This is a genomic window from Streptomyces sp. NBC_00322 (assembly GCF_036147535.1).
GTDB lineage: Bacteria > Actinomycetota > Actinomycetes > Streptomycetales > Streptomycetaceae > Streptomyces.
Genome location: NZ_CP108019.1, coordinates 5,851,149 through 5,875,034, shown reverse-complemented (window position 1 = coordinate 5,875,034; position 23,886 = coordinate 5,851,149). Strand labels below are relative to the sequence as shown.

The window sequence follows — 23,886 nt, the reverse complement described above, 5'->3', positions numbered from 1 at the left end:
CTCCCGTTCTGGCCGGTGTCCCCTCCGGCCGTCCGATTCTGCCATGACCACGCAAGAGGGTCAGCGGCGTTTACGTACCAGACCGGCCACCGAACCCAAGATCGAAGCCGCGGCGAGCGCGAGCGCGCACGCCCACAGCGCATCAGCCGACGCCTGCGCCCCAGGTACTGTCTGCCGATTCAGGAAGAGTGTGCCGAATGCGGCGACTCCGATCAGCTGTCCGAGCTGCGCGATCGTCACGAGCAGACCACTGGCGTCCGCGGCATCCTCCTGTCGTACGGTCGCGAGCGCGCCGGTGAGCGTGGGGCTGTAGGCGAGCGCCAGACCGGTTCCGACGCCCATGAAGGCGAGGTACAGCCACAGTCCGCCGTCGCCGCCGTCCCGCAGCGTCAGGCCGACCGCGAGGCAGGCGAGCGCGGTCAGCGCGAACCCGCCCGGGACCAGCGCCTTGTGCAGGCCGGCGGGCCAGCGCCGCCAGGTCAGCCCGACCGCTCCGAAGATCACCGCGGTCGGCGCGAACATCAGCCCCGCGCGCAGCGCACTGTGGCCGAGACCACCCTGGACATGCAGGGTGAGGGTGAAGAGGAAGCCCGCGTTCACCGCCATCACCAATGTGATCCGCAGCACCGCGCGGCCCATGCCGGGGATACGCAGCACGCGCGGCGCGATCAGCGGTGCGCCGCCGCGCGCGGCCAGCCGTGACTCGTACGCGAGGAAGGCGCCGAAGAACACCACGGAGGCCGCGAGAGAGAGCCAGGACCAGGCCGGCCAGTCCTGCTCCTGCCCGAGCACCAGCGGCACGGTGAACAGCGACACAGCGGCGGCGAGCAGCACCAGACCGGGCAGGTCGAGGCCGCGGGCGCGCTCGGGCTCCTCACGCCGGTCCTTGGGCAGTATCCGCGCGCCCAGGACGAGCAGTGCGAGGCCGATCGGGACGTTCACCAGGAAGACCGGCCGCCAGCTCGCGCCGAAGAGGTCGGCGCTGACCAGCACACCGCCCACGACCTGCCCAGCGGCGGCCCCGGTGGCCAGAACCGCCGAGTACGCGCCGAGGGCTCGCACCCGTCCCTCGCCGGTGAAGTTCCGCTGGATCAGGCTGAGCACCTGGGGAATCATCAGCGCCGCTCCCCCGCCCTGGACCAGCCGGAAGGCGATCAACTGGGCGGTGTCCGCGGCGAGTCCGCAGGCGAGCGAGGCGGCGGTGAAGAGCAACAGTCCGCCCAGATAGGCCCGTCGGTGTCCGAGCAGATCCCCGAGCCGCGCGCCGGTGATGAGCAGGACGGCGTACGAGATGGTGTAACCGGCGATGACCAGCTGCAACCCGGCGCCGGACGCGTCGAGTTCGGTACGGATGGTGGGGGCCGCGACATTGACGATGAAGGTGTCGAGGAGCGCCATGAACTGCGCCGCGAGCACGATCGCGAGCAGCAGGCGTGGCCGGTTGTCAGTGCCTGGGTCTTTACTGACCAGTGGAGTTTCCGCGGAGGTTGTCGTCATGGCAGCGAGCCTGACGGCATTCCAGTACGGGTAACGAGAGCCCGCCGATGCTGGTACTGACAGCACCTGGCAAGGACGGGCCCGGGGCCTCGACCATGGGGGATGTGACCACGATGACGGCGACGACGAACACCACAGGCGCGGCGACGCACCACCGCCGCAGACCCGAGCTGGCCGCGTTTCTGCGCAGCCGCCGGGCACGGGTGACACCCGCCGACGTGGGCATGCCGCCCGGGTTGCGGCGACGCACCCCGGGGCTGCGCCGCGAGGAGGTCGCCCAGCTCTCCGGCGTCGGCGTCACCTGGTACACCTGGCTCGAACAGGGCCGTCCGATCAATGCGTCCGCCCAGGTCCTGGACGCCGTGGCGCGCACACTCCGGCTCGACCGGCCGGAGCGGGAGCATCTGTACCACCTCGCGGAGGTGCCGTACGCACCGGACAGGCAGGAGGGCGCGGAGCGCGTCGGCCCGGAGATCCAGGGCATCATCGACGCCCTGGACCCGCACCCGGCCGTGGTCTACAACGAGCGGTACGACGTCCTGGCGACCAATCACGCGTACCGCGATCTGTTCGCCCGCCACGACGCGAAGGGCTTCGGACTGCGGAATGTGCTGTGGTCGCTCTTCACCCTGCCCGAGCCGGACTGCCCGCTGGTCTTCCGGGAGTCGGAGCTGCCACTGATGGTGGCGCAGCTGCGCGGTGCGTACGGACGTCATGTGGGCGAGCCCGCCTGGGAGTCGTTCATCCACCGGCTCTCGGCCGTCAGCGACTACTTCACCGAGCTGTGGGAGAGCGGGAATGTCCTGCCGCCGGGACCGCGGGTGAAGACCTTCCGCCACAAGGCCGTCGGCGAGGTGCGGATGACATCCGTATCGCTGTCGATCAACGGAATGCCGGGGTGCCGGATCGTCGCCTACACCCCGAACGACGAGGAGAGCCGGCAGCGGATCGAGGCGCTGCGCGACCGCCGCGGCCACTGACGAACCGGAGACGATGAACCGGCAGCGACGAACCGGATGACGGCCCGGGAAACGCGAAGTCCCGCCCTCTGGCGAGGACGGGATCCGGATTGTGGAGCTAAGGAGAATTGAACTCCTGACCTCCTGCATGCCATGCAGGCGCTCTACCAACTGAGCTATAGCCCCGCGTGTTCTTCGCGCTCCGCGCTGCGAACAAGAAGAACTTTAGCCTGCGACCTGCCGGAAAGTGAAATCCGGGGTCGCAGGGCCGAACGCCGGGCCCGGAGCCGGTCAGTCGTCGTCGCCGAGGACCGGTTCCGGCAGCGTGCCGGCGTTGTGCTCCAGCAGCCGCCAGCCGCGCGCGCCCTGGCCGAGCACCGACCAGCAGCAGTTGGAGAGGCCGCCGAGGCTCTCCCAGTGGTGGGACTCCAGACCGAGCAGCCGGCCGATGGTGGTACGGATCGTGCCGCCGTGGCTGACCACGACGAGCGTGCCGTCCTCGGGAAGCTTCTCGACATGGTGCAGCACCACGGGAGCGGCCCGGTCGGCGACCTCCGTCTCCAGCTCACCGCCGCCCCGGCGCACGGGCTCACCGCGCTTCCAGGCGGCGTACTGCTCGCCGTACCGCTCGACGATCTCGTCGTGAGTCAGGCCCTGCCAGGCGCCCGCGTAGGTCTCGCGCAGAGCCGAGTCGTAGGAGACGTCGAGGCCGGTGATCCCGGCCAGCTCGCCGGCCGTGGCCGCCGCCCGCTTGAGGTCGGAGGCGACGATCGCGTGGGGCCTGAGGGAAGCGAGCAGCCGGGCGGCACGGCGCGCCTGGGCGACGCCGGCATCGGTCAGGGCGATGTCCGTGGAGCCCTGGAAGCGGCGCTGAAGGTTCCACGAGGTCTGGCCGTGCCGCCAGAGGACGACACGGCGCCCCGCGCCGCTCTTGTTTCCGGTGTCTCTGCCGTTCAGCTCAGCTCACCGTCCGGGTCACCGGTGAGCCGAGCGTGCTCCTCAGCCTTGCCGCGGGTCTTCAGCGCGTCCTCGGGGAGGGGCAGCTCGGGGCAGTCCTTCCACAGCCGCTCCAGGGCGTAGAAGACGCGCTCCTCGCTGTGCTGGACGTGCACGACGATGTCGACGTAGTCGAGCAGGATCCAGCGGGCGTCGCGGTCGCCCTCGCGGCGCACCGGCTTGGCGCCGAGTTCCTTGTTGAGCCGCTCCTCGATCTCGTCGACGATCGACTTGACCTGGCGGTCGTTGGGCGCGGAGGCGAGCAGGAAGGCGTCGGTGATCGACAGCACGTCACTGACGTCGTAGGCGATGATGTCGTGCGCGAGCCGGTCGGCAGCCGCCTGAGCGGCGGTGTTGACGAGCTCGATGGAGCGATCAGTGGCGGTCACAAGCAGGCTTTCGTCGGCGGTCAGGTACCCCTCAAGGGTCTCACGGACCACCGACACCCCTTGCCGGGATTATTGAGCCTTGATCATCCGTCGGTGGACGAGCTCCCGGACTTGTAGTCCGTGCCGAGGACGACGGAGACATCGGCGTTGGGGGCGCGAGCGCCCTTCTTGACCGCGCTCGTCGGAAGGCCCAAGGTCTTGGCGACCTCGACCGCCTTGGCCTTCTGCGCCTCGTCGCCGTAAGTGATCTTCGAGGTGGACTCGGTGTCCGCCTTGCCGGCGTCGACGACGGCGTAACCGGCGTTGACCAGGTCGATCCGGGCCTTCTCGGTGGCGCCCGTGTTCCCGGTGGCGTTCTTGATGCCCACCCGGAGGGCTGCGTCCTTGTCCGGCGCGGTGACCGAGCCACCCAGGATGTCCTTGACCACACTGTTGGCGGCCTGCTCGGTGAGCGTGCCGTCCTGCTGGACCGGCAGCAGCGCCGTCTTGTAGTCGCCGCCCTTCGCGTGCTCGGCGAGCTTGGCCAACGACGCGCCCAGATCGCTCTCGCGCAGCGAGGGGTCGAGGATCTGCGCCAGCGTCTCCACGGTGACGGTCGCGGACTTCGGGTCGTCGGGGAACTTCTTCAGGACGCCCTGCATGACCTGGCCGAAGCGCTGGAGCTGCTTCGCCTCGGCCTCGCCGGGCCCGAGGTAGGTGGCGTAGGCGACGGCCGCGCGTCCGTTGAGCGTCTGGTTCTCGCCCTTCTTCACCAGCGGAGGCTCGCCCTTCTTGGCGCCGGGCACCGCGGTGTCGGTGGTCAGGTCGATGGTGCCGACCAGCTCGACGAGGTTCTCCAGGTACGGGGTGTCGAGCCGCCAGGTGCCGGTGATCTTGGCGCCCAGGAGGGTGCCGATCGACTCACGGGTGCCCGTCGAGCCGTCGTCCTCGACGGACTTGCCGAGGGTGGTGGCGGTGCCGTCGTCGTTCGCGACGGAGAGGGCGTTGGGGAGCAGAACCGTGGTGCCCTGCTTGGTGGTGGCGTTGTCGACGAGAAGGGCCGTGGAGGTGCCCTTCTTCTTTGTGTTGTGCAGATGGACCACGATCACGTCCCGCTTCTGCGGTCCGGTGGCCGTGTTGTTCTTCTTCTCGGCGTCCGCGAGACCGGGCAGCTTGCCCGCGTACCAGAGGTAGCCGACGCCGCCGGCGAGAGCCAGCGCCAGGACGACGAACAGCGCGACGACGCGGTTGCGGCCGCGGCGCTTGGCCTCCTCGCGCCGCTCGGAGCGGCTCTCGGTGAACTTCAGCCAGTCGATGACGTCTTCGGAGTCCTCGTCGGGCTCCTCGATGAAGGAGAACTGCTCGGTGCGGTAGTCACGATCGGGCGCGGGCCTGCGCTGGCCGGGCACCGCGGCCTGCTCCCGCTCCTGCCCGGGCGCCTGTGCGGGCGGGGCCGGGGGCCGCTGCGGGATGTTCCACTGCCCGGTGGTGTCGACGGCGGGCTGCTGGCCGGTGTCATAGCCGTAGCCGTCGTAGCCGTACCCCGGGCCCTGGCCCTGCTGGGAGTGCGGACGGCCGTACGGGTCGTACTGCTGGGACTGGTCGGCCTGCGGCTGCGGCGCCTGCTGCGGCTGCTGTCGCTGCTGCTGTTGCTGCTGTGCGTACGGGTCGTAGCCGTATCCCTGGCCAGGCGCCTGTTGTTGCTGAGGGTGCTGCTGTTGCTGCTGCGCGTAGGGGTCGTACGGCTGGGGCTGCTGATAGACCGGCTGCCCGTACTCGTCGTAGCCGATGACCTGCGGCTGTTGGTAGTACGGGTCGTACGGGTGGCTCTGCTGGTCGTTCACAGGTGCCCCTCTCCGTGGCTCACTCGCCGCGGTACAACTGGCGCTTGTCGATGTAGCGCACCACACCGTCCGGCACCAGGTACCAGACCGGATCGCCCTGCGCCACCCTCGCCCGGCAGTCGGTCGAGGAGATCGCCAGCGCCGGAACCTCCACCAGGGAGACACCGCCCTCGGGCAGCCCGTCGTCCGTCAGATCGTGCCCCGGCCGGGTCACACCGATGAAGTGGGCGAGCGAGAACAGCTCTTCGGCGTCCCGCCAGCCGAGGATCTGGGAAAGGGCGTCGGCTCCGGTGATGAAGAAAAGATCCGCGTTCTTGTTGAGGGAGCGCAAGTCCCGCAGCGTATCGATCGTGTACGTCGGCCCGCCGCGGTCGATGTCGATGCGGCTGACCGAGAACTGCGGGTTGGACGCGGTCGCGATGACCGTCATCAGATACCGGTCCTCGGCCGGCGACACGGCCTTGTGGGTCTTCTGCCACGGCTGCCCGGTCGGCACGAACACCACCTCGTCCAGGTGGAACAGGGCGGCCACCTCACTGGCGGCCACCAGGTGTCCGTGGTGGATCGGGTCGAACGTCCCGCCCATCACACCGAGTCGGCGCTTGCCGGAACCGGAACCGGTAGGCACTTCCTGCTCTCCCATGCGTGCAGAGCCTACTGGCACCGCGGAACGGCCCCTACTCGCCGGCCGCGGACTCAGCGGTCGCGGTTGAAGCGCGTCGTGATCCACAGCAGCAGGAGGAGCGCGAAGAGCGCGCCGCCACCGGTGAGGTACGGGCTGAGGCTTTCGTGGTTGCCACCGTGCTCGGCGCCTTCGGCGAGGGTGACCAGGCTGGCGGCGGTGCTGGTGAGGCTCATCTTCAGCAGGACCTATCGATCGGGAGTCGGAGCTCGGGAATCGGACGCCTCCGACGGAGCGGAGAGACTTCGCGCACATCGTATGCGGGGCGCCCGGGCACGCTCACGCCGACTCAGTCGTTGTCCCGCTCGTCGGTGCCGTTTCCGCGGTAGCCGCGCAGCAGGAAAGGCGGGAGGGGCCCCGCTCCGGCGAGCGATGTCGGGCGTGCTCCTCAGTTATCCACAGCCCCCGCCAGGCCGTAGCCGCAGCACCTACGCTGGGGTCCGTCAGGGGGACGAGCCATCACACGCACCAACAGGCGCAACAGGGGGCTTGAATGACCGAAAGCAGTCACGAGAACGTGCCGAGCAGGCAGCGCAAGCGCTTCGCCGGCATCTCCTCACGAGCGTACGAACATCCCGCGGACCGCTCGGCGCTGGTCGCGCTGCGCAAGCTCAGCGGCTTCGACACCGTCTTCAAGGCGTTGAGCGGCCTGCTGCCCGAGCGCAGCCTGCGGCTGCTCTTCCTCTCCGACTCGGTGCGGGTGAGCGACGCTCAGTTCGCCCATCTCAACACCATGCTGCGGGACGCCTGCTACATCCTGGACCTGGAGAAGGTCCCCGCGATGTACGTCACACAGGACCCGCGGCCCAATGCCATGTGCATCGGCCTGGACGAGCCGATCATCGTCGTCACCACCGGACTGGTGGAGCTGCTCGACGAGGAGGAGATGCGGGCGGTCGTCGGCCACGAGGTGGGCCACGCCCTCTCCGGCCACTCCGTCTACCGCACGATCCTGCTGTTCCTCACCAACCTCGCGCTGAAGATCGCGTGGATCCCGCTCGGCAATGTGGCGATCATGGCCATCGTCACCGCGCTGCGCGAGTGGTTCCGCAAGTCGGAGCTCTCGGCGGACCGCGCCGGACTGCTGGTCGGCCAGGACCTGCAGGCGTCGATGCGCGGCCTGATGAAGATCGCCGGTGGCAACCATCTGCATGAGATGAATGTCGACGCGTTCCTGGAGCAGGCCGAGGAGTACGAGGCGGGCGGGGACCTGCGCGACTCGGTCCTGAAGATCCTCAATGTGCTGCCCCGCTCGCACCCGTTCACCACGGTGCGCGCGGCCGAGCTCAAGAAGTGGGCCGCGAGCCGCGACTACCAGCGGATCATGGACGGCCACTACCCGCGGCGCACGGAGGACAAGGACGCATCGGTGTCCGACTCCTTCCGCGAGTCCGCATCGCACTACGCGGACACGGTGCGCACCAGCAAGGATCCGCTGATGAAGCTGGTCGGCGACATAGCCGGCGGCGCGGGCGACCTGGGCGGCAAGCTGCGGGACAAGTTCACCGCCGCGGGGGCGGCCGGCGGCCCGGGCTCCAGCGGCACGAAGAGCAGCGGCAACGGCAGCGATCCGGCGGGGGAGACCGGGGGCGGAGGCGGTCAGAGCGACAGCTGAGACGGGGCCGGGTGCAACCGGGCGGCCGTCGTGGGCCAGGCGGCCAAGCGGCCGTCGTCGGCCAGGCGGCGCGAGCGGCCGTCGGTCAGGCGGTCAGGCGGTCAGGCGGTCAGCCGGTCAGCCCGAGCCCCGCACCGTCAGTCCGTCATGGCGAGGGCTGCGCGCCTGGTGACAGGGAGCCGCAGAGTGCCGCGGTGGCCTGGCCCGTGGCGTACGGGTCCGTGCCCGCCGGGCCGTCCACGGTCGCCCGCTCGCCGGCGAGCAGCGGACGCAGGGCTCCGGAGGCGTCCGCCGAGCAGGCCTGCGGGCCGGCCTGGACGTAGCTGACCAGCAGCTCCGCGCGATGCTGGTGCAGGTCGTCCCGGTCGAAGCGGAAGTGCAGCTCGCGGCGGACGGTGAACAGTGAGGCCTGGTTCGCCCCGGGTCCGCTCACGCCGACCGGACGCAGCGCATAGGCGAAGGTGTGGTCCGACGTCACCTCCAGGGCGTCGGGCCCCGCCTCGGCGAAGCGCAGCGTGCCCTGCACCCGCACCTGCGTGTCGGCCAGAGCCACCTTCGCCGGGTCGAAGCGGACCAGCCAGCCGGTGGCGGCATGGCGGCCGTCCGCGGCCGGCGTGGCGATACTCCGGTCGAACTGCTCCAGCTGATCCGGGTCGAGCAGCACCCGCACCGGCCGCACCGCGCCGCCCGTGAGGACGTCGGGGTCGAGGGAGGACTCCACGAGGTAGTCCTTCGCCGTGGTCAGGGCCGTCATGACCTGGCTCTCGGAGAAGTTCTTGGTGCGCCGGGCGCCGGGCAGATTGATGCCCGAGGCTCCGAGGCGGAAGTTCGCGGCGGGGCTGTGAGCGTAGAGGTCGGCGGGGGTGCCGCCCGGGACTGGGCCCTGCGGGGCTAGCGGGATCATGGTGATGCGCAGCGGTTCGGCCTGCTTGATGGCCGGTGTCTGGTAGGGGTGGCGGATGCCGAGGTAGATCGCGGTTCCGAAGGCCATCGCGACGAGCATGATGAGCACCAGGACCTGCTTGGAGCCTGTCCTGCGGCTCCAGGCGGGAAGGCTGCGCACAGCGCGCGCGTGCTCGCCCATCCGTTCCTGCGCAGAGAACTCCTGCAGCCGCGCAGCCCGTACAAACGATTCGTCGAAGACGACGGATCGGTACTCGTCCTCACCGCCGGGGAGTCCCTCGGGTGTCCCCTCGGGCGGGTCTCCGCGCCCAGCCATACTTTCAGGGTAGGTCCGCCGGGGCCCCCGTAAACGCGCTGGTACTCCACAATGTCTGACGAGTTCTCACGCAGTCTTTCAAGCGGGCGCACAGCCCCTGATCAGGGGCTTGTCCGAGGGTGCCCAAGGGCTGATCACGGAGTGCGCGGATCCGCCGAAACCGGCGGCGCGGAGTACTCCGCGGAGGCGGAGGGCCCGCCCACCCGGTCGGCGGTCGGGCCGCCGGTGGGGGTGGCGTCGACGCCCGTCGTGGCGGGCGGCGGCACCTGGTCCTGGCGGTTGCCCGAGGCTCCGCGGTAGACGGCCGTGAAGGCGAGGGCGACCATTCCGATGCCCATCAGAAGGGCGAGGATCCAGGCCACGGGGCGGTGCCAGCGGGCGCTGCCGCGGTAGGGGCGCAGAGCGCCGCCATGGCGGCCGTACGGGCCGGTGTACTCGTCGTCGAAGTCCAGGCCGTCGTCATCGTCGTCGTATGCCCGCTCGCGGCCGTAAGGACCGGGGCCGTAGCCGTCGTCGTAGAGCTCTTCGTCGGGCACTCCGCCACGGGATCCGGCTTCGGCGCGGGCCTCGGCGGCAGCCAGAAGACGCTCGACGGCGGTCGGCTCATGGATCTCGGCAGCACGCACGAAATCCTCGTCGAACACCACGGAGGCGAAGTCCTCGTCCGCGCCCCCGCGGTCGTCGTCGGGCTCCCAGCCGTCCGGGAACGGCCTGCCCCCCACGTCGTCCGGCACGCCTTCAGAGTAAACCTGGGCGGTCGCTTTGGGCAGGCAGAGTCCGAAGTCTCCCCGCTCGGGTGACCCGCCCGACGGTCACCGGGTGTGACCGTCTCCTGTCACGATGTACTTCGTCGAGGTCAGCTCCGGAAGGCCCATCGGACCTCGTGCGTGCAGCTTCTGCGTGGAGATCCCGATCTCGGCGCCGAATCCGAACTGGCCACCGTCGGTGAAACGCGTGGACGCGTTCACGGCGACCGTCGTGGAGTCCACCAATTGGGTGAACCGGCGGGCCGCTGCCTGCGAGGTGGTGACGATCGCCTCGGTGTGCCCGGAGGACCAGAGCCGGATGTGGGCGACGGCCGAGTCCAGCGAGTCGACCACGGCCGCGGCGATGTCGTAGGAGAGGTACTCCGTCTCCCAGTCCTCGGCCGTGGCCGCCACGACGGTGGCCTTGGTGGCGTCGCCGTACTCCAGCACCCGCTCGTCGCCGTGCACGGTCACTCCGGCCTCGGCCAGGGCGTCGAGGGCGCGCGGCAGGAACTCGGCCGCGATGTCCTGGTGGACCAGAAGGGTCTCGGCTGCGTTGCAGACGCTCGGCCGCTGCGCCTTGGAGTTGATCAGGATGTCGACGGCCATGTCGATGTCGGTCTGCGCGTCCACGTACACATGGCAGTTGCCGGTGCCGGTCTCGATGACGGGGACGGTGGACTCCTCGACGACCGTACGGATCAGGGAGGCGCCGCCGCGCGGGATGAGCACGTCCACCAGGCCGCGGGCGCGCATCAACTCCCGTACGGAATCGCGGCTTTCACCGGGCACGAGCTGCACCGCGTCGGCGGGCAGGCCCGAGCCGCCGACCGCGTCGCGCAGGACCTTCACCAGGGCGCTGTTGGAGGCGTACGCGGAGGAGGAGCCGCGCAGCAGGACCGCGTTGCCGGACTTCAGGCAGAGCGCGGCGGCGTCCACGGTGACGTTGGGACGGGCCTCGTAGATGATGCCGACGACGCCGAGGGGGACGCGCACCTGGCGGAGGTCGATGCCGTTGGGCAGGGTCGAGCCGCGGACCACCTCGCCGACCGGGTCGGGCAGTGCGGCCACGTCCCGCACGTCGGCGGCGATCGCCCGCACCCGCTCGGGGGTCAGGGTGAGCCGGTCGACGATCGACTCGCTGGTGCCTGCCTCCCTGGCCCGCGCGATGTCCTCGGCGTTGGCCGCGACGATCTCGCTCGTACGGACCTCGAGGGCGTCCGCGATCGCCAGCAGCGCGTCGTCCTTCGCCGAGCGCGGCAGCGGGGCCAGGTCGGCGGCGGCGCCACGGGCCCGGTAGGCGGCCTGGGCGACGGGCGAGAGGTTGTCGTAGGGCGAAAGCGGCGAGGACGTCGTCATGACCGCAGGGTACTGCGCTTTGCGGGGGCTCCCGGCGGGCGTCGCCGGCTGTCCCGAACTGCGAGACAGAGCCTCAGAAGGGATGTACGCCCACCGGGGCGGCCGGCGGCGGACCGTACCCCTCCGCGATGCGCTGGTGGTACGTCTGGCGGTCGATGACCTCCAGGCCCACGATCTCCCACGGCGGCAGCTGGGCGCTGGAGCGGTGCTCGCCCCACAGCCGCAGCGCCACCGCCGCGGCGTCGTGCAGGTCCCGCGCCTCCTCCCAGTAGCGGATCTCCGCGTGGTCGTTGGCGTACCGGCTGGTCAGCAGGAAGGGATGGTCGTGCGCGAGCTGTTCCAGACCGCGGCGGACCTCCTTGAGCGGGGCTTCGGCTCCGGAGACGCTGAGCGTGATGTGCCACAGCTTGGACTGCAGACGGTCCTCGCCGTGTGTGTCCGTCTCCTTCGCACTCTCCCGGCTCTCCGCGCCGTCGTCGAAGTCGGCGCCCGCTCCGACGCTGGTCAGGGCTCGTTCCTCGCCCACGGCCCTACGGGCGTGGGGGAAGCCCCCCGGCCCTCGGGGCACATCCCCTGGGCGCGCTCGTCTCACCGGCGGCCTCCTGTTGTATGTGTCGTCCTGCTGTACCCCGCCATGCCTCAGCAACAAAGTTGACCAGTCCCGGACGGGATGTGGGGCGCTTTTGGTGAAGGTCTCTGAGAGAAGACGGGACTTTCAGCCGATTCAGGGGTGCAGGACGACCAGATCGTCCCTGTGTACGACTTCACGCTCGTACGCCGGGCCTAGCTCCTCGGCGAGTTCCCGGGTCGAGCGGCCGAGCAGCTGCGGGATTTCCTTGGCGTCGAAGTTGACGAGCCCACGGGCCACTGCGCGGCCCGCCGTGTCGCGCAGCTCGACCGGGTCGCCCGCGCTGAACTCACCCTCGACGGCGGCGATCCCGGCGGGCAGGAGCGACTTCCTGCCCTGCACCACCGCCCGTACCGCGCCGTCGTCGAGGGTCAGTGCGCCCTGCGGCGTCGAGGCGTGGGCGAGCCAGAGCAGCCGGTCGGCCGAGCGTCGTCCGGTGCTGTGGAAGTACGTGCCGGTGGCGCGGCCCGCGAGGGCGTCGGCCGCGCGGACGGCCGAGGTGAGGACGACGGGGACACCCGCCGCCGCGGCGATCCTTGCGGCCTCGACCTTGGTGACCATCCCGCCGGTGCCGACGCCCGCCTTGCCCGCGCTGCCGATCTGTACGTGTGCGATGTCCTCCGGGCCGCGCACCTCCTCGATCCGCGAGGTGCCGGGCCTGGCCGGATCCCCGTCGTACAGCCCGTCGACGTCGGAGAGGAGGACCAGCAGATCGGCCCGTACGAGATGGGCGACGAGGGCGGCGAGCCGGTCGTTGTCGCCGAAGCGGATCTCGTCCGTGGCGACGGTGTCGTTCTCGTTGACGACCGGGACGGCGCCCATGTCGAGCAGCTGGTCCAGGGTCCGGTAGGCGTTGCGGTAGTGGACGCGGCGACTGGTGTCGTCGGTGGTGAGGAGCACCTGGCCGACGCGTACGCCGTAGCGGGCGAAGGAGGCGGTGTAGCGGGCGACCAGCAGGCCCTGGCCGACACTGGCGGCCGCCTGCTGGCGGGCCAGGTCCTTGGGGCGGCGGGCCAGGCCCAGCGGTGCGAGACCCGCGGCGATGGCGCCGGAGGAGACCAGCACTATCTCCTTCTCGCCGCCGCTGCGGACCTTGGCGAGTACGTCGACCAGGGCGTCGACGCGGTCGGCGTCGAGCCCTCCTGATGCCGTGGTCAGCGAGGACGAGCCGACCTTGACGACGATCCTGCGGGCTTGCGTTACCTGCTGTCTTGCCACTGTCACAGTGCCGAATCTATGTCAGGGCGCGGGGCGGGTGCGCGGTCATTTCACCGGCTGGACAGCGCACACCCACCCCGCGCCACGGCCTTTCAGCGTGCGACCGCGGTCGACTCCTGGGACTCCGCGTCCGGGGTCTCCGACTCGGGGTCGAGCTCGCCGATGATCTGGCCTCCGACGCGCTGCTCCACACCGGCGTTGCGTGCCTCGGCCTTGGCCGTCAGCAGCCGTACGGCCGCGTTGAACAGCTCGATCGAGCTGGGCTCCTCCGGGCCGAGCAGATAGCGCCTCAACTCGCGCCTGGCGTCCGCCAGCTTGTCGCCGGAACGATCCGCCACCGCGTCGAGCAGCTCGCTCAGTTCCTCGGCGCTGTTGGAGAGGATGACCGCGGCCCGCACGGCGGTGTTCTGCCGCTTGAACTCCTCCTCGCCCAGTTCGGCCGAGTCGGTCACGGCGTAGGGCTTGCCGCTCGCGATGAAGTCCGAGACCACGCTGGAGATGTCGGAGACCATGCCGTCGGCCTCGTTGAAGCAGTCGTACAGCTTGGGCTCGGAGCCCGTGACGACCCGGTGCTCCCACCAGCCGCAGGAGCGCCAGTACGCGTCGTTCCACTCGGCCCGCAGCCTCTTGATCTCGGCCAGGCGCTCCGGGTCGGCGAGGGAGACCCGCGACTCCTCCGACTCGTCGCCGCCCGCGCGGCCGGGCTTGGACAGTTCGGCCAACCGGGCCTGGATATGGGCCAGTTCGGCCTTCGCCTCGGCCTGGTCCGACTGGGTGGCGGCGGCTTCGCCGGCCCAGCGGGGGTCGACGGCACGCTCGGCGGCCGCGGCGCGCACCATCGCGGTGATGCGCTCGTGGACGGCGAGGGCCTTCTTGTTGCGGATGCCGGTGAAGGGGTGCGGTTTGTAGATGACGCGGACCGGCTTCTCGGCCTCCAGCAGCCGCCGGACGATGTTCTCGCCTGCCAGCAGCAGAGAGGTGTTGCCGGGGTTGTCGTCCCAGCCCTCCCAGGTGGGGGCGTACAGCACCGTGGGGATGGGGTTCTTCGGGGCGCCGGCCCAGGAGGTGATGGGAGCCAGCTGCGGGCGGCCCACCTCGACGATGTCCTCGTCGCGCACGCCGACGTCGGCCAGCGCGTAGCGGTCGCGACCCGCGCGGCCCGCGGTCCATACCTCGTCGTACACCTTGCTGAACGGGTTGACGCTGGCCAGTTTGTCGCTGTCGCCGTGACCGATGAAGACGTGCTTCATGGTCGGCACGCGCAGGAAGTGGATGTTCTTTCCGACGTTGGCCGGGTACAGCGCGACGCGGACCGAGGACAGGTCGAGGTTCATCAGATGCATGCCGCCGGGCACGCAGATGACCGGTACCGCGGTCGCGGCGAGCTTCTGCACCATGCCGCGTTCACGCATGATGATCAGAGGTCGGCCGTCGATCTGCTCCATCGTCTCGAGCCACATGTTGACCTGGTACGCGGAGTCGTCGGAGCCGGAGAAGTACAGGACGACGGTCGGCTGGTACTCGCGCAGCCAGGTCTCGACGCCCTTGAGCACGGCGGCCGCGCCCGGCACGCGGCGATTGCGCCGCAGATACGGGACGAGGACGGCTGTGTAGAGCAGTCCGAGGGCGAGGGTGACGGCGACGCCCGCATACCCGATGACGTGCTTGCCGGTCCCCGCGGCGATCACCACGCCGGCCATCGCCGGGATGTCGAGGTGGAGCATCTTCTCGCCGGAGCGGCGCAGCAGCGCGTTCGGCGGAGCGTCGGGGATACGGACGGCGTTCAGGTCGACGTTGCGCGTGACGACCGGCATCGTGCGGCGCAGGCGGATCAGGGTCGCGAGCGCGCCCTGCGGTGCCTGGAGGCCGTAGAAGATCAGGAACCCGGCGACGGCCGCGTAGAACAAGTTGGTCTCCGCCAGACCCTCACGGGCGAGCAGCAGAACCAGCAGGAGCTGACGCAGCAGGAAGCGGATCGGCAGACCGGCCCGGACCTTGTTGAGCCGGTTGACCAGGTAGCTGCCCTTCTGGTGCAGATACCAGTCGGCGGGGTAGGTCACGGCAGCGGCAGCCGCGAAGAACCAGAGGCTCGGGATCAGTGCGGCGATCATCACGCACGGATAGCCGACTCCCATCAGAGCCGCTGCGGCCAGCTCTGACCGGCTGCCGACGCGAGCCAGTCGAATGGCGGTCGAAATCACGAAGAACCTGCTCCAAGGGGTGCCGGTTGATTCACGTTTGGGGCGTTTTGTGAAGGTGGGGCTTCACGAACTCGGGCCTCTGTCCTCGCCTTAAGGTTTTCGCCTCAGGGCGACCACAAAGGCCCGATAATTACTTTAACGAACGATTATTACACATCCTCCTGGCGGTCCAGGACCGCTTCGAGGGCCTTCTCGAAGTCTGATGCCTCGCTCGCCTCACGCGTCGGATCCTGCTGCCGGACATCAATGACATGGCCGGTGAGTTCGGACAGCAGCACGTCCAGCGAGGTCCTTGCCACGGCCTCGGAAGAGAGCAGCGAGCCCTCCGGTTCCGTGCCGAAAGCCTTGGTGCGCATGGGAGTCGCCGTGCGCTCGGGATTCACGCAGTTGACGCGAATTCCGTCGCCCGCCCATTCGTCGGAAAGGGCCTGGGTGAGATTCACCATGGCCGCCTTGGTCGACGAATAGAGGCTGTACTCGGCGCGACCGCGGGTGTAGCTGGAGGAGGTGTAGAGGAGCAACTGCCCCTTCGTCTCCGCCAGATACTTGTACGAGGCACGAGCGATCTGCACCGGCGCGAGGTAGTTGACGTTCAGCGCTTCCTGGATGGTGCTGTTGTCGGTCTCGGCCAGCTTGCCGATACGCAGCACACCGGCCGTGTTGATGACGTAGTCGACCCGGCCCGTCTCGGAATACGCCCGGGAAAGGGCGTCGTCGACATGCTCGGGATTCTCCACGTGCGTACCGGTGGTGGAGCGGCCCAGCGCGTAGACATGGGCGCCGTACTCCTTCGCGATCGCGCAGATGTCCGCGCCGATGCCGTACGAACCACCGAAGACCACCAGCGTCTTGCCGGTCAGCAGCTCGCGGTAGGCGGCCGCGTCGGCCTGGCGCGGGGCCGCGCTGGATGCCAGCTGGAAGAGCTTGTCGGCGATGAAGACGTCGACCGGCTGCGTGACCTTCATGTTGTACTCGTCGCCCGCGACCACGTAGATCGGTACGTCGGGCAGGTATTTGAGCACGACGCTGCAGTCGTCGGTCGCCTGGAAGTTGGGGTCGCTGGCCGCGATCTCGTAGGCCCGCCGGATGGTGGAGAGCTTGAAGGCCTGCGGGGTCTGGCCACGGCGCAGCCGCGAGCGGTCCGGGACGTCGGTGATGAACTCGCCGTCCTCGCCGTGGGTTCGGGTCACGATGATCGTGTCCGCCGACGGGATCGCGACATCGACGGCCTGATAGCGGTCGAGAGCGTCGACACAGCCCTTGATCACACGCTGTGACAGAAGCGGACGGACAGCGTCATGGAAGAGGACGTTGTGGTCCTCACCCTCGGCGAGCCCCTCGCTGAGCGCCTCGATGGCGCGCTCGGTGGTCTCGTTGCGGGTCGCGCCACCCTCAATCACCTTCGTCACCTTGGTGAGTCCGGCCCTCGCGATGATCCGCTCCACATCGGGCACGAAACCCGGCGCCATCAGTACGATGACGTTGTCGACGGACTCCGCTTGCTCGAAGATCGACAGTGTGTGCTCGATGACGGCCTTGCCGGCAATCTTCAGCAGCTGCTTCGGGATCGCCAGTCCCACTCGCTGACCGGTACCACCGGCGAGCACAACGGCTGTAGTGCGGGGCTTGGCTACGTGCGGCACAGACACAGACGACCGACCTACCTTGCGACGAATGGGGGACGGGCTGATGGTCGCACTCTCCGTGACGGTCTCGCAAGGCGGTGGTCAAGCACCCCACACCTCCGCGAAACCGGGCGTTCACCCCCTGGACAGGGGGAACTGCTGGGTCCCGGCGCAGGGTCCGGGTGACTGAAACCACAGTTGTCAAGAGTGCGCACGGCTACTTGATCGGCTTGTCGACAACGTTCAGTACGAGTTCGTTGGCCGCGCTGTAGAAGACCTTGACCGTGACCAGCTCCTGCGCCTTGCCGCCGAGCCTGCGGGCCACCGCGCGCAGCGACGCCAGGGGGCGCCTCTTGCGCAGGTCGATGCCGGGATACGGGAAGAGGGAACCCTTCTCCACCACGTCGTCCAAGATCCGAGCGAGCCTGACCGGCTGCGCGTCGGGCGTATGGCGCAGCCACAGGTCCCAGACGTCGTGCGCATCCGCCTGGCGGTCCGCCGGAGCCGCGCACGGGACGGTGACCCGGAAGCCGTCCGCTCCCTCGCGGCTCGCCGGGAACGTCAGCTCGGCGGGAGCCTTGCCACGGCGGCGCAGCAGCAGAGCCGGGTCGCCGGCGGGAGTGCCGGGGGCGAACAGCCGCCCGGAGATGATGATCCTCTGCTGAGTGAGCCGGATCTCACCGACCTCGGCGTGGACCGGCCTGACCCAGGACCGCAGGGAGAGCACTCCCTGCTTCACATACGGGACGAGATTGCGGACCGGGCCGCCCGCGGGCGTACGGGCCGCGGCCCGCATCGATCCGCGCTGGTCGACGGCCCGGGTCGCCAGCGCGATCCGCTCGCCGTCCGGCAGCTCCACCTGGCAGGTCCACACGCCCTCCGGGAACTGGTCACCGGCGGGCACCCTCGCCCGCCCCTCCCCGTCGAACGCGAAGCGCCGCGCCTCGACCCCGGCGTCCGGGTGCGTACACACCAGATGCAGCCCGGCACCCCGGCCGATGAGTCGGCCGCCGCCGGGGATCAGACTGACCGTCAGCCCGCCGTCATCGGCGACCAGGCAGTCCGCGAGGGGCGTGAACTGCTCGCCCTCACCCGCCGCCCGGGCCACCTGGCCTGCGCCTCCGCGCGATGCCGTGGCCGCGCCCAGCTCCGCGAAGAGCTCCTCGTACTGCTTGGCGACCGGGCCTGGGGCGAAGCGACGCGCGTTGCGCAGCGCGGCCGCGCCCATCCGACGGCGCAGCTCCTCGTCGTCGATGAGCTTCAGCAGGGCATCGGCGATGGCTTCGACGTCACCGACCGGGACGAGCAGCCCGTCCACCCCGTCCTCGATGATCTCCCTCGGGCCGTAGTCGCAGTCCGTGCTGACGACCGGCAGACCGCAGCGCATGGCCTCCACGAGCGTCATGCCGAAGGATTCGTGCCGTGAAGTGGAAACGGCGATCGCGCCCTTGACCCACTCCGGCTCGATGGGCGAGCGGGGACCCATGAGATGGACGCTGTTGTAGAGGCCGAGCTCGTCGATCTTCCGGCGGAGCCGGTCCTTCTGGCTGCCCCAGCCGCAGATGCGCAGCGTCCACTCGGGCCGGGCCGCGACGACCTTGCCGAAGGCCTCGATGAGCACCTGGTACTGCTTCTCCGAGGCGAGGCGTCCCGCCGCCACCACGGTCGTCCCCGAGGTGTCCGACGGCGCGACCATCGGCTCGGGCACGCTGTTGGGGATGGCGAGCACGCGGGTGTCGGGCAGCGGCATCTGCGCGCGGTAGGAGGCGGCGTCTCCCTCGGAGACGGTCACAAAAGCGTCGAGCCGTGCGAGATGGTCGCGCATCTCGGCGCGCAGCTCGGCCTTGTGATGGTTGTGCGTCATGTGCTCCTGCCCGATGAGCACGGCGCCCTTGGGGCCGAACTGCGCGACGTACGCGACGAGTCCCGGCCGGGTCCCGATGACCACATCCGCGTCGGAGCCCGCGTAGTGGGCCTGCACCCGCTCGTCGCTGAGCCTGCTGTACTCCTTGTGCCGCGCCTCGGACCGGGGCAGGCACGCTGCGGGCTCCAGCTGGAGCGGGTGCTTCGTCTCCTTGGACGGGGAGGCGGGGCGGGTGTCGACGAGGGGTACGACGGTGATGCGCGGGTCGATGGCGAAGATCGGGTCGTCGCGGTGCCGGAACACCGAGACGATTTCCACCTCATGCCGGTCGGCGAGTTCCTCGGCGAGGTTCAGCGTGGTCCGGATGGTCCCGCCGATGCCGTAAATCGTGTGGATGAGGAAAGAAATCTTCATCGACGCTCCGTTCCGTGTGCCGGGGCGATACGCCCCACCCCCGCGTACAAGACGGTCATTGGGGGCGAGAGGTTGTGCCGCTTCACGCGATAGAGCGAATCGGACGGGCTTTCTCTCCAAGCCCGTCCGGCGATCGGGGCCGAACTCTTGGAACGAACCCCTGGAAGGGGTCGAACTCGTCGAACTCCCGCTGCGCGTCGTCCCGTTCCGCCTCGCGGACCGATCTTCAACGCCGCCCTCGCGCCACTCGGCCGCAAGCGGCCTCCCGGGCTTCGGACGGCTGCGCCGGACTCCGTCCGCCGACCCGGCTCAGCCATCCGCACGTGCCCTAGAACGGATCGAACTCGTCGAACTCCCGCTGCGCGTCGTCCCGTTCCGCCTCGCGGTCCCGGCGGCGCTGGGCCGCGGGGCGCGGGGCCTCCAGGCGGTGGTCCTCGCCGCGGCGGCCGAGCATCTCCGCGCCCGCCATCATCGAGGGCTCCCAGTCGAAGACGACCGCGTTGTCCTCGGGGCCGATGGCCACGCCGTCGCCCGCGCGGGCACCGGCCTTCACCAGCTGCTCCTCGACGCCGAGGCGGCTGAGGCGGTCCGCCAGGTAGCCCACGGCCTCGTCGTTGTTGAAGTCCGTCTGGCGGACCCAGCGCTCCGGCTTCTCGCCGCGCACCCGGAAGAGGCCGTCCTCTTCCTGCCCGACCGTGAAGCCCGCGTCGTCGACCGCCTTCGGGCGGATGACGATCCGGGTCGCCTCCTCCACCGGCTTGGCCGCGCGCGCCTCGGCGACGATCTCGGCCAGCGCGAAGGACAGCTCCTTCAGGCCGGTACGCGCCACCGCGGACGCCTCGAAGACGCGGTAACCGCGCGCCTCAAGGTCCGGGCGGATCATGTCGGAGAGGTCCTGGCCGTCCGGGATGTCGATCTTGTTGAGGACGACGATGCGCGGACGGTCGTCGAGACCGCCGTACTGCCGAAGCTCCTCCTCGATCACATCGAGGTCGGAGACCGGGTCACGGTCGGACTCCAGCGTCGCGGTGTCCAGGACATGCACGAGCACGGAGCAGCGCTCGACATGGCGCAGGAACTCCAGGCCCAGGCCACGGCCCTGGCTGGCGCCCGGGATCAGGCCGGGGACGTCGGCGATGGTGTAGACGGTCGACCCCGCGGTGACCACCCCGAGGTTCGGTACGAGCGTGGTGAAGGGGTAGTCCGCGATCTTCGGCTTGGCCGCGCTGAGCACCGAGATCAGCGAGGACTTGCCCGCGCTCGGGTAGCCGACGAGGGCCACGTCGGCGACGGTCTTGAGCTCCATGACCACGTCACGGGCCTCGCCGGGCTCGCCGAGCAGCGCGAAGCCGGGCGCCTTGCGGCGCGCGGAGGCGAGCGCAGCGTTGCCGAGGCCGCCCCGGCCGCCCTGGCCCGCGATGAAGGTGGTGCCCTGACCGACCAGGTCGGCGAGCACATTGCCCTGCTTGTCGAGGACGACGGTGCCGTCGGGGACGGGCAGGACCAGGTCCTGGCCGTCCTTGCCGGAGCGGTTGTCGCCGGCGCCGGGCTGGCCGTTGGTGGCTTTGCGGTGCGGGCTGTGGTGGTAGTCGAGCAGCGTCGTCACCGACTGGTCGACGACCAGGATGACATCGCCGCCACGGCCGCCGTTGCCGCCGTCGGGGCCGCCGAGCGGCTTGAACTTCTCCCGGTGAACGGAGGCGCAGCCGTGGCCCCCGTTACCCGCGGCGACATGCAGCTCGACGCGGTCCACGAAGGTGGTCATGGGTGTGCCTCCAGAAAGTACGGAATGTCTTCTACGTAACAAGCGAAAGGCGGACCCGCTTCCCGATCAACGGGAAGCGAGGTCCGCCCTCGCAAAGAAAACCGCTCTACGGGCGCCTGAGTCAGGCGACCGGAACGATGTTCACTACCTTGCGGCCACGGCGCGTACCGAACTCCACCGCGCCGGCGTCCAGCGCGAACAGCGTGTCGTCCTTGCCACGGCCGACGCCGTTGCCCGGGTGGAAGTGGGTGCCGCGCTGGCGGACCAGGATCTCACCGGCGTTGACGACCTGACCGCCGAAGCGCTTCACGCCGAGCCGCTGAGCATTGGAGTCGCGCCCGTTCCGAGTGGACGATGCGCCCTTCTTGTGTGCCATGTCTCCTCAGTCCCTTACTTCGCAGCCGCGGGGATGCCGGTGACCTTGATCGCCGTGTACTGCTGGCGGTGACCCTGGCGACGGCGGTAGCCGGTCTTGTTCTTGTAGCGAAGGATGTCGATCTTCGCGCCCTTGTGGTGGTCCACGACCTCGGCCGTGACCTTGATTCCGGCCAGCACCCACGGGTCGCTGGTCACGGCGTCGCCGTCGACAACGAGCAGGGTCGAGAGCTCGACCGTGTCGCCAACCTGGGCAGTGGAAATCTTGTCAACCTCAACGATGTCGCCGACAGCAACCTTGTGCTGGCGACCACCGCTGCGCACGATGGCGTACACGCGGATCTCTCTCTCGCTCGGAACGGACCCCCTGAAGCCAGCCGCTCGCACAGGCTGAAGCCCGCGACGATCCGGAAGGATGAGCGGCCTCTCCTGACCGGCGGAGCCGTCGGGAGGGAGTTGCTCAGGGGTGGGTGTGCATGGAAACACACCGAGGGTCAAGGTTACGGGGCCCGCCCCCAGGGGGTCAAACCGGGTACCCGGCCCCAGTCTCCCGGGGACCTGGCACCCGTCTCTGGTGGATGCTCACCGCGGCCTGTTCAATATCAGCTCGTGTCCCTGCGCTCCCTCATCACGATGCCTCGCATGCTCCGCCACGGCTCGGCCGTGGGCGCGGATCTGCCACCTGACGAGGCCGTCACCGTCGGTGCTGTCGCCGACCCCGCGCTGCGTGCCGCGCTCGCCGCCGCCGCGAGCGGCGATGCGGCACCTGCCGGCGAGTTGCTCGCCGAGACCCGGCTGGGCGCCCAGTGGGAGCGGCGCAGTGTCTGCGTCTCGGAGCTTGCCGAGTGCGCGCTGCACAGCCCGGGCTGGCTGGAGGACTGGCTGGGGAAGTCGCCCGATGACCCCGACGCGGTGCTGGTGAAGGCGGATCTGTGCATCCAGCAGGCCTGGGAGATACGGACCGGCCACCGCGCCCGGCATGTGTCGCAGGACCAGTTCCGGGCCTTCTTCGCGCTCCTGGAGGACGCTGTTCCGGTCATCGCCGCCGCGGCCGAGCTGAACCCCACCGACCCGGTGCCGTGGGAGATCGCGCTCACCCACGCCCGGGGCATCCAGGCGCCGCGCGATGTGTTCGACGCGTACTGGGCGGAGGCCGTCGCCCGCGCGCCGCACCACTACGGCTGTCATGCCACGGCCCTGCAGTACCTGTGCGACAAGTGGTACGGCTCGCACGAGGAGATGTTCGCCTTCGCCGAGCGGGCCGCCGAAGGGGCGCTGCCCGGCTCGAAACTGCACGCGCTGCCGCTGCTGGCCGCGGTCGAGTACGAGGTGGTGTCCGACGACTCCACCGAGGACGGCCCGATCGACCGCGCCCGCGTCGAGGCCGCCGTGACCCGGGCCCTGGAGCTGTCGGGCTGGTACGAGCCGGGCGACCCCGAAGCCGCCGGGTTCCGCAACCACCTGGCTCTGATGCTGATCTTCGCCGAGCGCTGGAGCGAGGCCCTGGAGGTCTTCCGGGCGATCGGCGTGCACGCCCGCGAATTCCCGTGGGCGTACGTGGGTGACAGCCGCAAGGAGTTCCTGGAGTTCCGTCTCGGCGTACGGATGCAGGTCGCCTCCCAGACCCCGTTCTTCGGCCGTCCGCCGGGGCACGCCCGGCCGGCCGCTCCCGTACCGGCCGTCCCGGCGCCGCGCTCCCTGGCGATAGCGGCTGCCCGCCCTCACCAGGTCGCCGAGGCGGCCTTGATGTGCGGTGTCTCGCTCCGTATCGCCCCCGCCCCGTCCGCGACGGGGATGAGCTACGTCGAACTCGTCCCCGACGCGTCCCCCGGCAGACGCGCGAGCCTCCTCGCCGGCGAGGAGATGCTGACGGCGGCCGCGGACAACTTCACCACAGGCGAGAAGTGGCCCGCCCTGGTGCTGCGCCGCACCGCCGACCGCTGCGGCTTCACGCTGTTCCACAAGGGCAGGGCCCGCGCCTCCCATCTGTGGGACCCGGCGGCCCCGGTCACCGACCACGCACAGGCCACCGCCACCGCGCAGGCCCTTGCCGCCGTCTTCCCCGCGGTGGACCCGCGCCCGCTGGTCACGCTGCTGCGCGGCACCGACAGCCCGGCCCGGCGGCAGTCGGAGCTGGTGGCCGCGCTCGGACTGCCCCCGCTCCCGGACGGCTTCGGCGAGCGCGAGGAGATCCTGGGCGGCGTGCCCGGGGCCCAACTCCTCGCCAAGCGCGGGGTGTTCAAGGGCATCCGCGACACCATGTCGACGGACCTGGGCACCCCGGCCCTGCCCATCCCCCGCCCCAGGCGCTGGTGGGTGCTGCGCATCGTGGGCCTGGCGATCCTCGTCCCCGCGGCGGCGTACGCCTGGTGGGTCCCGGACGTGAGCTGGTACCGCACGATCGTCCCGACGGCGGCCGGGTTGTACCTGGCGCTCCAGCTCAGGAAGGCACGCACCCAGAGGCCATGAATGGACGGCGGGCCGTATGCTCGCCGGGCGAAGCAGCGCACC

The 23,886-nt window shown here is 70.0% G+C and carries 20 protein-coding genes and 1 tRNA gene; 3 read left to right on the top strand and 18 right to left on the bottom strand.

What is annotated here, in order from left to right; translation table 11 throughout:
• Nucleotides 1–60 precede the first annotated feature (60 nt).
• Complete coding sequence (locus OG905_RS26840; protein ID WP_328677861.1) at nucleotides 61–1,497, bottom strand: MFS transporter; 1,437 nt, start codon at nucleotides 1,495–1,497, stop codon at nucleotides 61–63.
• Between the two features lie 95 nt (nucleotides 1,498–1,592).
• On the opposite strand from OG905_RS26840, the gene OG905_RS26835 reads away from it, so the two are divergent.
• Nucleotides 1,593–2,477, top strand: coding sequence for a helix-turn-helix transcriptional regulator (locus OG905_RS26835; RefSeq protein WP_443044087.1), 885 nt, complete (start codon nucleotides 1,593–1,595; stop codon nucleotides 2,475–2,477).
• Nucleotides 2,478–2,569: 92 nt separating this feature from the next.
• Here the strand turns inward: OG905_RS26835 and OG905_RS26830 are convergent.
• The 6 genes from OG905_RS26830 to OG905_RS26805 form a co-directional block, all read right to left on the bottom strand.
• Nucleotides 2,570–2,642 (bottom strand) — tRNA-Ala (locus tag OG905_RS26830).
• 105 nt (nucleotides 2,643–2,747) lie between these two features.
• Nucleotides 2,748–3,413 carry a histidine phosphatase family protein gene (locus tag OG905_RS26825; protein ID WP_328682633.1) on the bottom strand — a complete coding sequence of 222 codons (666 nt, stop codon included), beginning with the start codon at nucleotides 3,411–3,413 and terminating at the stop codon, nucleotides 2,748–2,750.
• On the bottom strand, nucleotides 3,410–3,841 hold the full coding sequence (rsfS, locus tag OG905_RS26820) for a ribosome silencing factor (RefSeq protein WP_266478842.1): 432 nt from the start codon (nucleotides 3,839–3,841) through the stop codon (nucleotides 3,410–3,412). The genes OG905_RS26825 and rsfS overlap by 4 nt, the downstream gene beginning before the upstream one ends.
• Nucleotides 3,842–3,924: 83 nt before the next feature.
• Nucleotides 3,925–5,664 (bottom strand): LCP family protein, encoded by a 1,740-nt coding sequence (locus tag OG905_RS26815; RefSeq protein WP_328677860.1) that lies wholly within the window; start codon nucleotides 5,662–5,664, stop codon nucleotides 3,925–3,927.
• A gap of 19 nt (nucleotides 5,665–5,683) precedes the next feature.
• Nucleotides 5,684–6,307, bottom strand: coding sequence for a nicotinate-nucleotide adenylyltransferase (gene nadD, locus OG905_RS26810; protein ID WP_142217123.1), 624 nt, complete (start codon nucleotides 6,305–6,307; stop codon nucleotides 5,684–5,686).
• 53 nt (nucleotides 6,308–6,360) lie between these two features.
• Complete coding sequence (locus OG905_RS26805; RefSeq protein ID WP_186357104.1) at nucleotides 6,361–6,522, bottom strand: hypothetical protein; 162 nt, start codon at nucleotides 6,520–6,522, stop codon at nucleotides 6,361–6,363.
• Nucleotides 6,523–6,839: 317 nt separating this feature from the next.
• On the opposite strand from OG905_RS26805, the gene OG905_RS26800 reads away from it, so the two are divergent.
• Nucleotides 6,840–7,961, top strand: coding sequence for a M48 family metallopeptidase (locus OG905_RS26800; RefSeq protein ID WP_328677859.1), 1,122 nt, complete (start codon nucleotides 6,840–6,842; stop codon nucleotides 7,959–7,961).
• A 145-nt stretch (nucleotides 7,962–8,106) separates the two neighbouring features.
• On the opposite strand, the gene OG905_RS26795 is transcribed toward OG905_RS26800, so the two are convergent.
• From OG905_RS26795 to rplU, 11 genes are all read right to left on the bottom strand, one after another.
• Nucleotides 8,107–9,180: an SCO2583 family membrane protein gene (locus OG905_RS26795; protein ID WP_328677858.1), complete on the bottom strand. Its 1,074-nt coding sequence runs from the start codon at nucleotides 9,178–9,180 to the stop codon at nucleotides 8,107–8,109.
• Nucleotides 9,181–9,314: 134 nt separating this feature from the next.
• A complete protein-coding gene (locus OG905_RS26790) occupies nucleotides 9,315–9,914 on the bottom strand; it encodes an SCO2584 family spore wall biosynthesis protein (RefSeq protein WP_328677857.1) in 600 nt (199 codons plus the stop codon).
• Nucleotides 9,915–9,992: 78 nt separating this feature from the next.
• Nucleotides 9,993–11,285, bottom strand: coding sequence for a glutamate-5-semialdehyde dehydrogenase (locus OG905_RS26785; RefSeq protein WP_328677856.1), 1,293 nt, complete (start codon nucleotides 11,283–11,285; stop codon nucleotides 9,993–9,995).
• 73 nt (nucleotides 11,286–11,358) lie between these two features.
• Complete coding sequence (locus tag OG905_RS26780) at nucleotides 11,359–11,877, bottom strand: hypothetical protein (RefSeq protein WP_328677855.1); 519 nt, start codon at nucleotides 11,875–11,877, stop codon at nucleotides 11,359–11,361.
• Nucleotides 11,878–12,009: 132 nt separating this feature from the next.
• Nucleotides 12,010–13,137, bottom strand: coding sequence for a glutamate 5-kinase (gene proB / locus OG905_RS26775; RefSeq protein WP_328677854.1), 1,128 nt, complete (start codon nucleotides 13,135–13,137; stop codon nucleotides 12,010–12,012).
• Between the two features lie 86 nt (nucleotides 13,138–13,223).
• Nucleotides 13,224–15,332, bottom strand: a complete 2,109-nt coding sequence (locus OG905_RS26770; RefSeq protein ID WP_328677853.1) for a hypothetical protein — start codon at nucleotides 15,330–15,332, stop codon at nucleotides 13,224–13,226.
• A 149-nt stretch (nucleotides 15,333–15,481) separates the two neighbouring features.
• Nucleotides 15,482–16,981: a bifunctional cytidylyltransferase/SDR family oxidoreductase gene (locus OG905_RS26765; protein WP_328677852.1), complete on the bottom strand. Its 1,500-nt coding sequence runs from the start codon at nucleotides 16,979–16,981 to the stop codon at nucleotides 15,482–15,484.
• Nucleotides 16,982–17,174: 193 nt separating this feature from the next.
• Complete coding sequence (locus tag OG905_RS26760) at nucleotides 17,175–19,235, bottom strand: glycosyltransferase family 4 protein (protein WP_328677851.1); 2,061 nt, start codon at nucleotides 19,233–19,235, stop codon at nucleotides 17,175–17,177.
• A 328-nt stretch (nucleotides 19,236–19,563) separates the two neighbouring features.
• Complete coding sequence (gene obgE / locus OG905_RS26755; RefSeq protein ID WP_328677850.1) at nucleotides 19,564–21,000, bottom strand: GTPase ObgE; 1,437 nt, start codon at nucleotides 20,998–21,000, stop codon at nucleotides 19,564–19,566.
• 121 nt (nucleotides 21,001–21,121) lie between these two features.
• Nucleotides 21,122–21,376, bottom strand: a complete 255-nt coding sequence (rpmA, locus tag OG905_RS26750) for a 50S ribosomal protein L27 (RefSeq protein ID WP_142217134.1) — start codon at nucleotides 21,374–21,376, stop codon at nucleotides 21,122–21,124.
• Nucleotides 21,377–21,390: 14 nt separating this feature from the next.
• Nucleotides 21,391–21,711: a 50S ribosomal protein L21 gene (gene rplU, locus OG905_RS26745; protein WP_147986440.1), complete on the bottom strand. Its 321-nt coding sequence runs from the start codon at nucleotides 21,709–21,711 to the stop codon at nucleotides 21,391–21,393.
• A gap of 306 nt (nucleotides 21,712–22,017) precedes the next feature.
• Here rplU and OG905_RS26740 point away from each other — a divergent pair, with 306 nt between their 5' ends.
• A complete protein-coding gene (locus OG905_RS26740) occupies nucleotides 22,018–23,844 on the top strand; it encodes a hypothetical protein (protein WP_328677849.1) in 1,827 nt (608 codons plus the stop codon).
• Nucleotides 23,845–23,886 lie beyond the last annotated feature (42 nt).